We start from the raw sequence: 13,595 nt of genomic DNA on the forward strand, positions 1-13,595 counted from the left end.
AATCCTTTAATCGTAGAGATTCCCATTTTCTCAGTATAAGCGATGATGTCTGGAAAATTAATGGTCGATTTTTACTCTGGCCTTATCGGGGGAGAAAAAGGGACTGATTACTCACTGTTATTAAGCTGAGGAACGGATATTTTCCTGTCATTCATTAGAATGGTGATTAATTCAGACAAAAAATGATTTTGAGAAGATGAATTATGGTAATTAATATATATGGTGATCTCCGGGAAAAGATCCGCAATATTGATCGTGTGCAGCGGCATCGTGGGTGAAATAAATTCATATAAATAGGACGGAATAACGCCAATTAAATCGGTTTTATTGATCATGTTAAGAATGGTCATAAACGAGTCGCTGCGAAAGGCAATATTACGCGGGTTGAGCCACGGCGCGCTGCTTTGCTGGACGCGCTGAATAACCGGATCGTTGGTGATATAGTGAGTGAAAAACTCCTGCGCCAGCGCATCAACCGAGGTGAGCTGCTCGCGCCGCGGATGGTTTGCCCGGCACACTGCCAGGGTTTGCACCGTTTGATAGGGCTGGCAGACGGTGGCGCGATTGGTAATAGGCATGCGGGTGAACACCAGGTCGGCCTGGCGATAGGCCAGTAATTCCTCAGCGGACTCCGTGGTGGTCAGATTATGGTGCTCAATCTGCAAATTGGCCTGATGACAGAGCTGGTTAATCATAAAATGGCTGTTGACTGAACAGAACAGCGGTGGGCCATAGATGACGATTCGTTTACGTAATTCGGAGCGATTATTGAGATTAATCGTTTTTTCCAGTTGTTCGAGATTTTGTTGCAAATGATAATGCAGATTCACGCAGGCGGTCGTGGGGGTCATGCCTTTACCGACGCGAACAAATAACGGATCGTTTAACTGCTGGCGCAAACGCTGCAACGACTGACTCACCGCCGATGGGGTGATAAATAACATTGCCGCCGCTTTGCTGATGCTTAAATGTTGATAGATACATTCAAAAATAACCAATAAATTCAAATCGAACTTTTTCAGATCGTAAAGATTTGCCATTAACGCAGTCCTTTGTATTACCAGGGCGGGTTGAAATATTCTTAATGAGAATGTTGAGTGGCTTAGTATTTGCAGTGTGAATTTAGTTATCGGCAAATAATTTTAAGTTCTGCTAAATATACCTTATTTACACTAGTGGCGCCAGCGGTGGCTATTATCTGGCGCCATAATGCAATCAGATTACTCTGCTTCGCCCATCATAATATGCAGTTTTTCTTTATCCGGCAGGCCGACCACCTGCTGCAGCATATTATCTTTATTCATATAGTAAATGGCCGGCGTGACGTTGGCCCCCAGCTCATCCATCAGCTGCTGATTAACGTTGAGTACTTTCATCTTCTCCGGCGGAATAGCTTTCGGGATCGTCAGGGCCATTTTTCCGTTCGATTGCTCGTAATCATGCCAGGTTTTCGCCGGATCGGCGGTGGCGAGGATGGCCGCGGCGGTGGCCGGGCTTTCCGGTTTGATCACCCCCACCAGCAGGGTACGAATTTGTACTTTGCCCGCCTCGACCCACGGACGGGACTGCTGCCAGAACTGTTTGCAGTAAGGGCAGAAGGGATCGGCAAAAACATACAGCACGATCGGGGCGTCCTTGTGGCCATCCTGCAGCCAGTGTGCGCTGGCCATTTTTTTCCACATCTCCTGTCCTGCCGGGGTATAAAGTTCTTTCTGAAACAGCTGCTCGCTAAGGTTAGTGCCGTTCTCATCATACATATAGCCGGAGATCGCGTGCTTGCCGTCTGGCGTCAGGTAGATGGCGACGCCCATATCCTGATATTTACCCAGCCAGCCTTTCATTCCTCCCGGGGCGTCAAACGGTTTTATGATAGTAATGCCCTGTTTTTCAATCGCTTTTACCGGGGCGGGCAGATCTTGCGCATAACTGCATACAGGCAGAAAGCTAAGCAACAGCAGACGTTTTAACATGCGTATTCCTTGTAAAATCAGCAGGAAAGGGTAAAACGATTGCCGAACCTATCACAGTCATAGGCAAGATCAGCAGAACGACGGATTGCCCTTTCCTGGCGTGGGTGATGTAATCCTGGATGCTGTTACATTAAGGTAATGTAGAGCGCAACACATAGCCAGTCTGACTGGCGCTGAACCTACCTTCGGGTATTTCAGGTAACGGGGCCGCCTGAAAAGGTGGCCTTTTTACTTTTGTCGCGGCAAATGATGCGAAAAACAGCGATTAGCGCTGAACGCGTCGACAGGTTCACAGAGTTGTCTTGTTCCGGTTGTTAGATAACGCTTATTGATTCGATAATGTAAACGCATTGGTCGGGTCAGGAAAAATTCGTTAACTTAGACCTCAACGAAAACACGGAGGAAGTATAGATGTCCTTAATTAACACCAAAATCAAACCGTTCAAAAACCAGGCATTCAAAAATGGTGAATTCATCGAAGTCACCGAGAAAGACACCGAAGGCCGCTGGAGCGTCTTCTTCTTCTATCCGGCTGACTTCACCTTCGTCTGCCCGACTGAACTGGGCGACGTGGCTGACCACTATGAAGAACTGCAGAAGCTGGGCGTAGACGTTTACTCTGTGTCTACCGATACCCACTTCACCCACAAAGCGTGGCACAGCAGCTCTGAAACCATTGCCAAAATCAAATATGCAATGATCGGCGACCCGACTGGCGCCCTGACCCGTAACTTCGACAACATGCGTGAAGATGAAGGTCTGGCTGACCGCGCCACCTTCGTGGTTGACCCGCAGGGTATCATCCAGGCGATCGAAGTTACCGCTGAAGGTATCGGCCGTGACGCGTCTGACCTGCTGCGTAAAATCAAAGCAGCGCAGTACGTCGCTTCCCACCCAGGCGAAGTGTGCCCGGCAAAATGGAAAGAAGGCGAAGCGACGCTGGCTCCTTCTTTAGATCTGGTTGGTAAGATCTAATTCGTTTTATTCCCGGTAATCAACGGGCGCTTTCGCGCCCGTTTTATTCCAACACCATGATGCAAGCGCATTCAGGCTGCCGACGAGGCCGCTTGCATGATGATGTTTTAAGCCCAGGAGATAACAATGCTCGACACCAACATGAAAACCCAGCTCAAGGCCTACCTTGAGAAGCTGACCAAACCTGTTGAGCTGATTGCCACGCTGGATGACAGCGCTAAATCGGCAGAGATCAAGGAACTGTTGGCTGAAATCGCTGAACTGTCAGATAAAGTCACTTTTAAAGAAGACAACACGCTGGCGGTACGTAAGCCGTCTTTCTTAATTACCAATCCCGGTTCCGACCAGGGCCCGCGCTTCGCCGGCTCTCCGCTGGGCCACGAGTTTACCTCGCTGGTACTGGCGCTGCTGTGGACCGGCGGCCATCCGTCGAAAGAGGCCCAGTCGCTGCTGGAGCAGATCCGCGATATCGACGGTGATTTTGAATTTGAAACCTACTACTCGCTCTCCTGTCATAACTGCCCGGACGTGGTGCAGGCCCTGAACCTGATGGCGGTGCTCAATCCGCGCATCAAGCACACGGCGATTGACGGCGGGACGTTCCAGAATGAGATCACCGAACGCAACGTGATGGGCGTGCCGGCGGTATTCATGAACGGCCAGGAGTTTGGCCAGGGGCGGATGACCCTGACGGAAATCGTCGCCAAAGTGGATACCGGCGCGGAAAAACGCGCAGCGGAAGAGCTGAACCAACGTGACGCCTATGATGTGCTGATCGTCGGCTCCGGCCCGTCCGGCGCGGCGGCAGCGGTCTACTCTGCGCGTAAGGGTATCCGTACCGGCCTGATGGGCGAGCGCTTCGGCGGTCAGGTGCTGGATACCGTAGATATCGAAAACTATATTTCGGTACCGAAAACCGAAGGCCAGAAGCTGGCCGGCGCGCTGAAAGCGCACGTCAATGACTATAACGTCGATGTGATCGACTCCCAAAGCGCGACCAAACTGACGCCGGCGGCGACAGAGGGCGGTCTGCATCAGATTGAAACCGCCTCTGGCGCGGTGCTGAAGGCGCGCAGCGTCATCATCGCCACCGGCGCCAAATGGCGCAATATGAACGTGCCGGGCGAAGATCAGTATCGCACCAAAGGCGTGACCTACTGCCCGCACTGCGATGGTCCGTTGTTTAAGGGCAAACGCGTAGCGGTAATTGGCGGCGGGAACTCCGGCGTGGAAGCGGCCATCGACCTGGCAGGCGTTGTCGAGCACGTAACCCTGCTGGAGTTCGCTCCAGAGATGAAAGCTGACCAGGTGCTGCAGGATAAGGTCCGCAGCCTGAAGAATGTCGACATCATTCTCAATGCGCAGACCACGGAAGTGAAAGGCGATGGCAGCAAAGTGACCGGCCTGCAGTATCGTGACCGGGTGAGCGGTGATGAGCATCATGTTGCGCTGGCGGGCATTTTCGTCCAGATCGGCCTGCTGCCAAACACCACCTGGCTGGAAGGCGCCGTTGAGCGGAACCGTATGGGTGAGATCATCATCGATGCGAAGTGCGAAACCAATGTCAAAGGCGTGTTCGCCGCCGGCGACTGCACCACTGTGCCGTACAAGCAGATTATTATCGCGGCAGGGGAAGGGGCAAAAGCGTCGCTGAGCGCCTTCGACTACCTGATCCGCACGAAAACCGCATAACAAGTCAGACAATAGACCTGCATAACAAAGAGGCTACCCTGGGGGTAGCCTCTTTTTTTGTTACCTGTTTCTCAGGCTTATCTGACAACCATCACCGGGATATGGGCATGGCGGATCACACTTGAGGCGTTAGAGCCGAGCAGGTGGGTACTGATGGACGGGTTGCGCGAACCAATCACCACCACATCGGCATTAATTTCGCTGGCCAGCTCATTCACCATATCGCGCACGCTGCCAAAACGCACATGCAGCTTGATACGAGACGGGTCAATGCTGAAGTGGCTGACCATCGTCTGCAGGCGGGTTTCCGCTTCATGCTGCAGATGCTCTTCAAAACGCCGCAGGTCGGCGGTAAAGCGGCTCATGGTAAAGCTCGCTGAACCGGGTAATACATGCAGCAGATGGATCACCCCATCCTGCTGGGCCAGAAACTCCGCATGTCGGACGGCCTTGTCGCTCAGCGCCATCTCAAAGACATCAACGGGCATAATGATTGTCTTATACATATGCATTCCTCCTTGTTCGGTTGCGTCTATATCAACATATTATATGCGGATATTGTGTCATTCAGGTCGCAAAACTGTCAGACCGACGGGCGGAAAGCGTAAAAAAACGTTAGCGGGGGAAGAAACAGCAGAAAGAGGATGTGTGGACATCCTCTGAATAAAGCGCGACACGCCTCAGGCAGCGGAAATTAGCGGTGGAATTCGCCAGCGGCTTCCGGCTGGTACAGCAGGGCCAGCACTTCCAGGTGGGTCGACGCCCCGCCCGGCAGCTCCCAGTGAATGGTGCTACCAACCTTCAGGCCCAGCAGCGCAGCGCCTACCGGTGCGAGGACGGATAGCTGGCTGGCGCTGTCGGTCACCTGCGACGGAAACACCAGCGTCCGCACGCGCTCTTCGCCACTGGTTAAATCACGAAATTTAACCGTACTGTTCATGGTGACGACGTCATGCGGCATCGCTTCCGGCGCCAGCATTTGCGCGCGGTCGAGTTCGTCATTCAGCGCATCGGCAACCGGTGAGTTAGCAAAAGCCGGCTGCTCCAGCAGCCTGTCGATACGTTCGGCATCCAGTTCGTTAATGATGATTGCGGGTCTGGTCATTGCATACTCCATGTTATCCAGGAACCTGTCCGTAAAAGAAAACCCTCGCCGAAAAGGGCAAGGGTTAAGGTCTGCCCATCATACTGAGAGTTGCCGGTAGTTTGAAGTGATGAAACGCACAATCAGCGTGCAACGCGTCCTGGCAGGCCGAGATTTCTCGACAGTACGCCGTTTTTCGCTACTGGCCCACCTTGTCCACAATAAACTGCGTTCCGCAGTTGCCCGGGTGAGGCTGCGGCAGAAATGCGGCGGGGGTCAGCGGGGCGTTGATCGTCGCGGCATTAAGGGAGATTTGCATCTCGGTCAAATAGGCTGGATTACCGTTACAGGTTAATTTAAACGCCTTTACGCTTTGTGGGCCCCAGGCGCGGGCCACGGCGGCGTCGAAGTCGGCACGGCTGACGGTTTGGCCATAGTGTTTGGCGAGGAAATCACCGACCGGACTGTGCTTAATTTCGCCATTCAGGCGCACCATGGTGCCAAAATAGCTGTCGGGATCGAAGCCGAAGCAGACGCCATGTTTGGCATATTCGTAACGTTCCAGGCAGGAAGTGCCGCCTGAGCCCGGCATCACATTATTGAGCTTGTTGGCCATCTCCAGCGACAGCCCGGTCTCTGCCGCCTGGCATTTGCGGTTCGCTTTCACTTCCGGCATGTTGGGTACCGGGCGCGTAGCGCAGCCATAGCGCATCCAGCGACGTTCATCCACTCCGCGCGCGGCAATGGACTTTGGCAGCCCGGGCCACAGACCATGTACGGTCAGAAAATCGGCTTTATTCGCGGTTTCCTGCTGCAGCCGACACTCTTCCGGTTCGTTACGGTTGCGGTCCTGCATGCTCTGACAGAATCCGGTTTGCCAGGAGAGGGCAAGGACATAGCGATCAAAATCAGCGTATCGCGTCGCGGTGAGCGGTTCAGCGCCGGCCTGAGTGGCGGTGAGCACCAGGGCAAGCGCGGCGAAATCCTTCCTGAACATGTTTATTCCTGATTGTGGATGGCAAAAGATAACGGGAAGTTATTAAAGCATAAAAAAGGCGCCTGCTGGCGCCTTTTCACGTGGTTAGACCATTAGCGGACCGCGCTGCCGGGTACCAGGATTTCAGTGGCAACAATCACTACCAGCAGGCCAACGAGCACCGGCACGGAGGTGCGCTTGACCACTTCGAACGGCGAAATCTTCGCCATCCCGGCAACGGCGACGACCACGCCGGAGACTGGCGATATCGTGCGGCCGAGGTTCGAGGCCTGCAGCATCGGAATCGACAGGTAAGCCGGGTTGATGCCGGAGGAGTGAGCCAGTTTGGGGATCATCTCAACAAAGGCATAGAACGGGGCATTGCCGGAGCCGGTGGTCATGGCCGCCAGCATGGTCAGGATCACCAGCACCAGCATCAGAATAATGCTGGCCGAGCCGAAGGAGGTGGCGATGGAGATCAGGCCGTTAATAAAGCCGATAGTGCTTAACCCCTGGGCAAAGACGCCCGCGGCAACCAGCAGCATCACTACGCCGGCGAAGGCGTCGGCCATGCCACGGTAGGCAACCTCCAGCCCGCTGAAGACGTTTTTGGTGTTAAACCCGCGCAGAAATTCCAGAACCGCCGCCAGCAGCATGCAGCCGACAAGGATGGTAATAATGTGCAGTTCTGGCCCCCATTTGCCATCAAAGATCAGCACACCAATGATTGGAGTAAACGGCAGGATGGCATACAGCGCCGGAGCGGTGGTGGTGATCTCGTTGACGTCGAGCATCTCGTGGGAAATGTTCTCTTTTTTATCCAGATAGCGCTGCCAGAAAAAATGGGCGATCGCCATGCAGATGATCGCCGCGATGGAGATCGGCAGCGTGGTCTTGAAAGCAAAATCGATCAGCGGCATTTCAGCGGCTTTCGCCGCCAGCACCACGTCACCTGAAGTAGGGGAGAGGATAATCGCTGCCGGTGAGGCGCAAATGGCGGCCGCCGCCCCGCGGCTGATCCCGACGTTAACCATGACCGGGAACAGTGTCGCCATCAGCAGCACGCCAAGGCCGGTGGCCGAAGAGACCGCCAGCGACATCAGACAGGCGACAAAGTAGGCGGCAATCATCAACAGATAGGGCGAGTTAATATAACGCAGCGGTTTTGACGCTAATTTGACCACCATATCATTGGCACCAATGTGGGTCATATAGGTGGCGAAACCGCACAGCATCATAATCATCATACCCAGATCGCCGCCGCGGCTCATGAGTAGAATCTTAATGTATTCAATAATATCGGTGGCAGAATAACCGGTGCTGTCGGTATTGCCCGGCAGGACTTTATGTCCCAGCAGGGCGCTGACAATCAATAAGATTAGCCCTCCGACGAACAGTACCCCGGTGGCCGAATAGCCCTTAATGATATAGCGGGCAACGCCCACAATGACCACAATCCCAATCAGGATCTCAACAAACGTCAGCATTTATTACCCCTAGGCCCAAAGAATATGTAGATAAAAAAGCGTCACACCAAATTTTAGTGTGCGAATGTGCCGAAAAAAGCGACGAAACTCGCTGATGCAAATCAATAAAGCGCTAAGAACTACGCTTACTCCATCGCGCCTGGATATAATCACCAGATGGATAGTTAAGAAGTGCTGATAGACATCAGGTGAAAATCAGGAGTTTGCCTTATTTCGTTCAGCCTGTGTTGAGTCTATCTTTGCAATTTTAGGTGACTTTAAAATGAAAGTGGTAATAGAAAAGTGTTGATGCTACGTCGTTTATCATTGTTTTCTCTTGGTTTTTTAGGATGGTTATTGGTATCCGGAAACGCCAGCGCGTCATTTTCATCGACCCTTAGCGAAGGTTACCATACCTTAAGTAATAACGTGGCACAGACCTGGAATGAGCCGGAGCACTATGATCTGTACGTTCCTGCCATCACCTGGCACGCGCGGTTTGCCTATGATAAGGAAAAGACCGATAAGTATAACGAACGTCCATGGGGGGCGGGTTTCGGCGTCTCCCGCTGGGATGAGAAAGGGAACTGGCACGGTCTGTATCTGATGGCGTTCAAAGACTCTTTCAATAAGTGGGAGCCTATCGGCGGCTATGGTTGGGAGAAGACCTGGCGCCCGCTGACGGATCAAAATTTCCGCCTTGGACTCGGCTATACCCTTGGGGTGACGGCGCGTGACAACTGGGACTACATCCCGATCCCGGTGATCCTGCCATTGGCATCAATAGGTTACGGCCCGGCAACGTTCCAGATGACCTATATTCCTGGCACCTACAATAACGGTAACGTTTACTTCGCCTGGGCGCGTATTCAGTTTTAATTCGCTAAGTCTTAGCAATAAATGAGATAAGTGGCGCGTCTTGTTGAAAAACAAGGACTAAAGCGTTACCCACTAAAAAAGATAGCGACTTTTATCACTTTTTAGCAAAGTTGCACTGGACAAAAGGTACCACAATTGGTGTACTGATACCCGACACAGCATTAGTGTCGATTTTTCATATAAAGGTAATTTTGATGTCTAAGATTAAAGGTAACGTTAAGTGGTTTAATGAGTCCAAAGGATTCGGTTTCATTACTCCGGAAGATGGCAGCAAAGATGTATTCGTACACTTCTCTGCAATCCAGTCCAACGGTTTCAAAACTCTGGCTGAAGGTCAGCGCGTAGAGTTCGAAATCACTAACGGTGCCAAAGGCCCTTCTGCTGCAAACGTAATCGCTCTGTAAGCAACGCGTCAGTAGAATATAAAAACCCGCTAATAGCGGGTTTTTTTTTGCCTGTTTGCCGCGCGCTTAGCGGCTGGCTGCCTGTGAAAAGAGCCAGAAGGCGACTGCCGTCATGGCAAACGACCCGAGCAAATTTACCGCGACGTTGAGTAGCGCCCAGCTCACCCGCCCCTGCTGCAGAAGAAATACGACTTCTGCAGAGAAGGTGGAGAAGGTCGTCAGGCCGCCGCAAAATCCCGTGGTGATAAGCAGTTTCCACATCGGGTCAATACCGGTGAGGCGATTAAACCACGCCAGTCCGGCACCGATCACAAAGGCGCCTACCAGGTTGGCGGTCAGGGTCCCAATCGGGATAGCATGGTGCACAGGATTGAGCTTCATGCCGAGCCACCAGCGTAATACGCTGCCGGTGCCGCCGCCAATAAAAACGGCGCAAAGAAGTTGAAACACGGTCGTTTCCTGTTATTTGATAGTTGAGAGTGTCAAGTGTAGCGCGCTATGGGCGCGATTGGCTATGCATAACCTGACCGGAGGAGAGCATGCGAGTAGCGGCAGGACAATTTGCCGTCACGCCAGTATGGCGGACGAATGCGCAGACCTGTGTGGCCATGATGCAGCAGGCTGCGCGAGAAGGGGCGGCACTGCTGGTGCTGCCGGAGGCGTTGCTGGCGCGAGATGACAGCGACCCGGATTTGTCGGTGAAATCGGCTCAGCCGCTGGACGGGGAATTTTTACAGCTGTTGCTGGCTGAAAGCGAGCAAAACCGTCTGACCACGGTGTTGACACTGCACGTGCCGTCGGGACAGGGGAGGGCGACCAACACGCTGGTGGTGTTGCGTCAAGGTGAAGTGGTGGCCCATTATCATAAACTTCATTTATATGATGCTTTCACGATGCAGGAGTCGCGGCGGGTGGATCCCGGCCAGCAGATCCCGCCGGTGATTGAGGTGGAGGGATTCCGCGTTGGCTTGATGACCTGCTACGACCTTCGCTTTCCGGAACTGGCGCTGTCGCTGGCGCTGAACGGGGCAGATCTGCTGGTACTGCCCACCGCATGGGTGAGAGGGCCACAGAAAGAGCACCACTGGGCGACGCTGTTGGCGGCGCGCGCCCTTGATACCACCTGCTATATCGTGGCGGCAGGCGAGTGTGGGACGCGTAATATTGGACAGAGCCGGATTATTGATCCGCTGGGAACCACGCTGGCTGGAGCAGGGAGCGAGCCGCAGCTGATCTTTGCCGAACTCTCCGCGGACTACCTTGCGCGCGTTCGCGAGCGTTTGCCGGTATTGCTCAACCGACGATTTGCGCCGCCGCAATTATTGTGATGTTTTTTTAAACAAGACTTGATTCACCTTGTTACAGATTGCTATTGTGTCCGCGCGTCAAATACCCGTATTGTTTATCCCAATAATTCGCTGTGCACGTCAGGACGGACACCCCTGCGCAAACTCCTTGTAGGGGAGGCCATGGGCTTCATCACGCAGCCCACGCACAGGTGGATTACAATATGACGGATAAATGCGTGTATGATGGCGTATTCGCAGCTTGTATAGAGAAGAAGGTTAGCTATGGGTGAGATTAGTATTACCAAACTGCTGGTAGTCGCAGCACTGATTATCTTAGTGTTTGGTACCAAGAAATTACGTACGCTGGGCGGCGACCTGGGTTCGGCTATCAAGGGCTTTAAAAAAGCCATGAACGAGGATGACGATAGCGCGAAGAAGACCACCGCGGAAGAAGAAGCGCCGGCGCAGAAGCTCTCTCATAAAGAGTAATTGACCAGACGCTCCCGGATGGAGACTGGCTGGACGGCGAAGGGGCCGCGACGTTTATCGTTGCGGCCTTTGTCATTTTTGGCGACGCCGCGCGGGAAAGATGCAACCAACTGTTACTGGCGCAAGGAGCAAGTGACGCGGTAAGCGGCCGCTACGCCGGAAGGACGCAGCGGCACAGGAGAGGGGGGAATTATTTAACTTCCATCCCTTTAGCCTGCAGGTCGGCATGGTAGGAAGAGCGAACGAAGGGGCCGCAGGCGGCGTGGGTGAAGCCCATCGCCATTGCTTCTGCTTTCATCTCTTCGAACTCTTCCGGGCTGACGTAGCGCTGTACCGGCAGGTGGTGACGGCTCGGCTGCAGATATTGACCTAACGTCAGCATGGTGACGCCATGACGACGCAGATCGCGCATCACCTCAATGATTTCATCGTTGGTCTCACCCAGACCGACCATCAGGCCGGATTTCGTCGGGATTTCCGGGTGCGCTTCTTTAAAACGCTCCAGCAGCTTCAGCGACCAGTTATAATCCGCGCCCGGACGTACCTGCCGATAGAGACGCGGCACGTTTTCGAGGTTGTGGTTAAAGACGTCTGGCGGGGTCACCGTCAGAATATCAAGGGCGCGATCCATACGGCCGCGGAAATCCGGGACCAGCGTTTCTATCTTAATCGACGGGTTTTTCTCGCGAATGGCGCTGATGCAGTCGGCAAAATGCTGGGCACCGCCATCGCGCAGGTCGTCACGGTCTACCGAGGTGACCACGACGTAGCGCAGACCCATATCGGCGATGGTTTGCGCCAGCTTCAGTGGCTCGTTCGCATCTGGCGCGACCGGCCGTCCATGCGCGACGTCGCAGAACGGGCAACGGCGAGTACAGATCGCGCCGAGGATCATAAAGGTCGCGGTTCCGTGGTTGAAGCATTCTGCAAGGTTCGGGCAGGAGGCCTCTTCGCACACGGAGTGCAGGCCATTCTTACGCATCGCTGCTTTGATTCCCTGGATACGGGACGAGTCTGCCGGAAGTTTGATTTTCATCCATTCCGGTTTTCTGAGCAGAGCTTCACGCTCAGTTGCCACGTTTTTCACCGGGATAAGGGCCATTTTATCGGCGTCGCGGTACTTAACACCGCGTTCCATCACAATGGGTTTACTCATAGCGTGCGTGTTCCAGTTGCGAGTCACGAAGGAAAGCGAATTAATTCAATGAAATGTTGCAATTATCAACTATTTTTGAATCAAGAGCAGGCAGTATACCATTGAAAAGGGGCAGAAAGCAGCCTGCCTGCCCGGCAAATTGTAAAATAGTTGTTGTTTTATTCTTTTCCCTTCCGTGCCCTATGCTCTGAACGCCTGGAGCACGGTCTCGATGATCTCTTTCAGCAGTGGCTCTTTCCCGCTCTGTTTATTGTAAAGCAGCGCGACATCAATTTTTTCGTCCTGCAGAGAGGGGTAATCGAGAATCTGCAGCGGCCAGAGCCGGGATACCGTAGTGAACAGGCGCTCGGTGGTCAGCCCCAGCATGTCGCTCTGGGCAATCATCGCGGCCTGGGTCAGCAGGTTGAAGGTGCTGAAACCGCAGCGTCGCTCGCCCATCTCTTCCTGTAACCGGCGGTGCAGAGTGGGGTAACGCTGGCCTTCCGGGAGCAGGAGCGCGAACTCATACTGGCTGAGAGTGGTTTCATCCTGCGGAGTGTGCAGAGCAGGATGCCCGGAGCGGCAGTACATCTGCACCCGATCCTGGTACAGCACATGATGGCTTATCGCCTGGCCGCTGTGCAGGTGGGTATCAATAAGCAGATCGACCTGGCGCTGGTCGAGTTGGCGTGCGGCGTCTGTAATGGCGATATTGTGCAACAGGATCTGCGGAAAAGCCGGTTTCAACGCGCTGGCGATGGTCGGCATCAGCAGCGCCCCCATGGAGGGCGTGGTGGCGACGGTAATCACCCGCTGTTGGTGTGAACTACCGGTAATATCCAGTGCGCTGAGGAAAGCCTCCATGCCGCGGCTGATATATTGATGAAGATGGGTGGCATAGGCAGTGGGCGTCACCCCTTGTCCTTTGCGAATAAACAGCGGATCGGGGAATAGCGCGCGCAGTTTATTAATGGACTGGCTAATGGCCGATGGCGTGATATTCAGTATCTTCGCGGCATTAACGATGCCCTTATGTACGTAAACGGCTTCGAAGATAGTCAACAGATTGAGGTCAATATTGCGCAGGATGCGAAACATCTGACGATCGTAACGTTCATCCTGTCGTTCAGGGGATTCTGACGGAGGCGTATTCTCTGGCACGCGATAAGTCCGGTTGAGAGTGATAGGCCAAGTATAGCGGCCTGCCGCGTTGCCGTGCGTGACAATTGATTGCAA

General features: G+C 53.6%; 15 protein-coding genes. 6 read left to right on the forward strand and 9 right to left on the reverse strand.

What is annotated here, in order from left to right:
* Nucleotides 1–107: 107 nt before the first annotated feature.
* Together citR and dsbG are read right to left on the reverse strand one after the other, a co-directional pair.
* Nucleotides 108–1,040, reverse strand: a complete 933-nt coding sequence (gene citR, locus ACKLKD_RS05815; protein ID WP_025714351.1) for a DNA-binding transcriptional repressor CitR — start codon at nt 1,038–1,040, stop codon at nt 108–110.
* A gap of 180 nt (nt 1,041–1,220) precedes the next feature.
* Nucleotides 1,221–1,970 (reverse strand): thiol:disulfide interchange protein DsbG, encoded by a 750-nt coding sequence (gene dsbG / locus ACKLKD_RS05820; RefSeq protein WP_025714350.1) that lies wholly within the window; start codon nt 1,968–1,970, stop codon nt 1,221–1,223.
* A 411-nt stretch (nt 1,971–2,381) separates the two neighbouring features.
* On the opposite strand from dsbG, the gene ahpC reads away from it, so the two are divergent.
* On the forward strand, nt 2,382–2,945 hold the full coding sequence (gene ahpC, locus ACKLKD_RS05825; protein WP_002894394.1) for an alkyl hydroperoxide reductase subunit C: 564 nt from the start codon (nt 2,382–2,384) through the stop codon (nt 2,943–2,945).
* Nucleotides 2,946–3,071: 126 nt separating this feature from the next.
* On the forward strand, nt 3,072–4,637 hold the full coding sequence (gene ahpF, locus ACKLKD_RS05830) for an alkyl hydroperoxide reductase subunit F (RefSeq protein ID WP_004893443.1): 1,566 nt from the start codon (nt 3,072–3,074) through the stop codon (nt 4,635–4,637).
* A gap of 77 nt (nt 4,638–4,714) precedes the next feature.
* Here ahpF and uspG read toward each other — a convergent pair whose 3' ends face one another.
* The 4 genes from uspG to dcuC form a co-directional block, all read right to left on the reverse strand.
* Nucleotides 4,715–5,143 carry a universal stress protein UspG gene (gene uspG / locus ACKLKD_RS05835; protein WP_002894401.1) on the reverse strand — a complete coding sequence of 143 codons (429 nt, stop codon included), beginning with the start codon at nt 5,141–5,143 and terminating at the stop codon, nt 4,715–4,717.
* A gap of 188 nt (nt 5,144–5,331) precedes the next feature.
* Entirely contained in the window at nt 5,332–5,742 is a 411-nt protein-coding gene (gene rnk, locus ACKLKD_RS05840; RefSeq protein ID WP_025714348.1) for a nucleoside diphosphate kinase regulator, read from the reverse strand.
* Between the two features lie 178 nt (nt 5,743–5,920).
* Nucleotides 5,921–6,718 (reverse strand): ribonuclease I, encoded by a 798-nt coding sequence (rna, locus tag ACKLKD_RS05845; RefSeq protein ID WP_025714347.1) that lies wholly within the window; start codon nt 6,716–6,718, stop codon nt 5,921–5,923.
* Between the two features lie 92 nt (nt 6,719–6,810).
* On the reverse strand, nt 6,811–8,184 hold the full coding sequence (gene dcuC / locus ACKLKD_RS05850) for an anaerobic C4-dicarboxylate transporter DcuC (protein ID WP_025714346.1): 1,374 nt from the start codon (nt 8,182–8,184) through the stop codon (nt 6,811–6,813).
* A gap of 336 nt (nt 8,185–8,520) precedes the next feature.
* Here dcuC and pagP point away from each other — a divergent pair, with 336 nt between their 5' ends.
* Both pagP and cspE read left to right on the forward strand, forming a co-directional pair.
* Nucleotides 8,521–9,042, forward strand: coding sequence for a lipid IV(A) palmitoyltransferase PagP (gene pagP, locus ACKLKD_RS05855; RefSeq protein ID WP_305955583.1), 522 nt, complete (start codon nt 8,521–8,523; stop codon nt 9,040–9,042).
* Nucleotides 9,043–9,236: 194 nt separating this feature from the next.
* Nucleotides 9,237–9,446: a transcription antiterminator/RNA stability regulator CspE gene (gene cspE, locus ACKLKD_RS05860; RefSeq protein WP_002439184.1), complete on the forward strand. Its 210-nt coding sequence runs from the start codon at nt 9,237–9,239 to the stop codon at nt 9,444–9,446.
* A gap of 66 nt (nt 9,447–9,512) precedes the next feature.
* Here the strand turns inward: cspE and crcB are convergent, their stop codons facing one another.
* On the reverse strand, nt 9,513–9,896 hold the full coding sequence (gene crcB / locus ACKLKD_RS05865) for a fluoride efflux transporter CrcB (RefSeq protein WP_080897284.1): 384 nt from the start codon (nt 9,894–9,896) through the stop codon (nt 9,513–9,515).
* An 89-nt stretch (nt 9,897–9,985) separates the two neighbouring features.
* On the opposite strand from crcB, the gene ACKLKD_RS05870 reads away from it, so the two are divergent.
* Both ACKLKD_RS05870 and tatE read left to right on the forward strand, forming a co-directional pair.
* Nucleotides 9,986–10,774, forward strand: a complete 789-nt coding sequence (locus ACKLKD_RS05870) for a deaminated glutathione amidase (protein WP_025714343.1) — start codon at nt 9,986–9,988, stop codon at nt 10,772–10,774.
* A gap of 243 nt (nt 10,775–11,017) precedes the next feature.
* A complete protein-coding gene (gene tatE, locus ACKLKD_RS05875) occupies nt 11,018–11,224 on the forward strand; it encodes a twin-arginine translocase subunit TatE (protein WP_002894464.1) in 207 nt (68 codons plus the stop codon).
* A 190-nt stretch (nt 11,225–11,414) separates the two neighbouring features.
* On the opposite strand, the gene lipA is transcribed toward tatE, so the two are convergent.
* Nucleotides 11,415–12,380, reverse strand: coding sequence for a lipoyl synthase (gene lipA / locus ACKLKD_RS05880; RefSeq protein WP_025714342.1), 966 nt, complete (start codon nt 12,378–12,380; stop codon nt 11,415–11,417).
* Between the two features lie 180 nt (nt 12,381–12,560).
* Nucleotides 12,561–13,520 carry a YbeF family transcriptional regulator gene (locus ACKLKD_RS05885; protein ID WP_071993320.1) on the reverse strand — a complete coding sequence of 320 codons (960 nt, stop codon included), beginning with the start codon at nt 13,518–13,520 and terminating at the stop codon, nt 12,561–12,563.
* Between the last annotated feature and the right edge of the window lie 75 nt (nt 13,521–13,595).

Origin of the sequence: Klebsiella sp. 10982 (assembly GCF_048589245.1) — a bacterium.
In the GTDB taxonomy this organism is placed as follows: domain Bacteria; phylum Pseudomonadota; class Gammaproteobacteria; order Enterobacterales; family Enterobacteriaceae; genus Klebsiella; species Klebsiella quasivariicola.

Excerpts from the sequence above, each read along its gene's own strand:
- citR (WP_025714351.1), bottom strand. The coding sequence starts at position 1,040 with ATGGCAAATCTTTACGATCTGAAAAAGTTCGATTTGAATTTATTGGTT.
- dsbG (WP_025714350.1), bottom strand. The coding sequence starts at position 1,970 with ATGTTAAAACGTCTGCTGTTGCTTAGCTTTCTGCCTGTATGCAGTTAT.
- ahpC (WP_002894394.1), top strand. The coding sequence starts at position 2,382 with ATGTCCTTAATTAACACCAAAATCAAACCGTTCAAAAACCAGGCATTC.
- ahpF (WP_004893443.1), top strand. The coding sequence starts at position 3,072 with ATGCTCGACACCAACATGAAAACCCAGCTCAAGGCCTACCTTGAGAAG.
- uspG (WP_002894401.1), bottom strand. The coding sequence starts at position 5,143 with ATGTATAAGACAATCATTATGCCCGTTGATGTCTTTGAGATGGCGCTG.
- rnk (WP_025714348.1), bottom strand. The coding sequence starts at position 5,742 with ATGACCAGACCCGCAATCATCATTAACGAACTGGATGCCGAACGTATC.
- rna (WP_025714347.1), bottom strand. The coding sequence starts at position 6,718 with ATGTTCAGGAAGGATTTCGCCGCGCTTGCCCTGGTGCTCACCGCCACT.
- dcuC (WP_025714346.1), bottom strand. The coding sequence starts at position 8,184 with ATGCTGACGTTTGTTGAGATCCTGATTGGGATTGTGGTCATTGTGGGC.
- cspE (WP_002439184.1), top strand. The coding sequence starts at position 9,237 with ATGTCTAAGATTAAAGGTAACGTTAAGTGGTTTAATGAGTCCAAAGGA.
- ACKLKD_RS05870 (WP_025714343.1), top strand. The coding sequence starts at position 9,986 with ATGCGAGTAGCGGCAGGACAATTTGCCGTCACGCCAGTATGGCGGACG.
- tatE (WP_002894464.1), top strand. The coding sequence starts at position 11,018 with ATGGGTGAGATTAGTATTACCAAACTGCTGGTAGTCGCAGCACTGATT.
- lipA (WP_025714342.1), bottom strand. The coding sequence starts at position 12,380 with ATGAGTAAACCCATTGTGATGGAACGCGGTGTTAAGTACCGCGACGCC.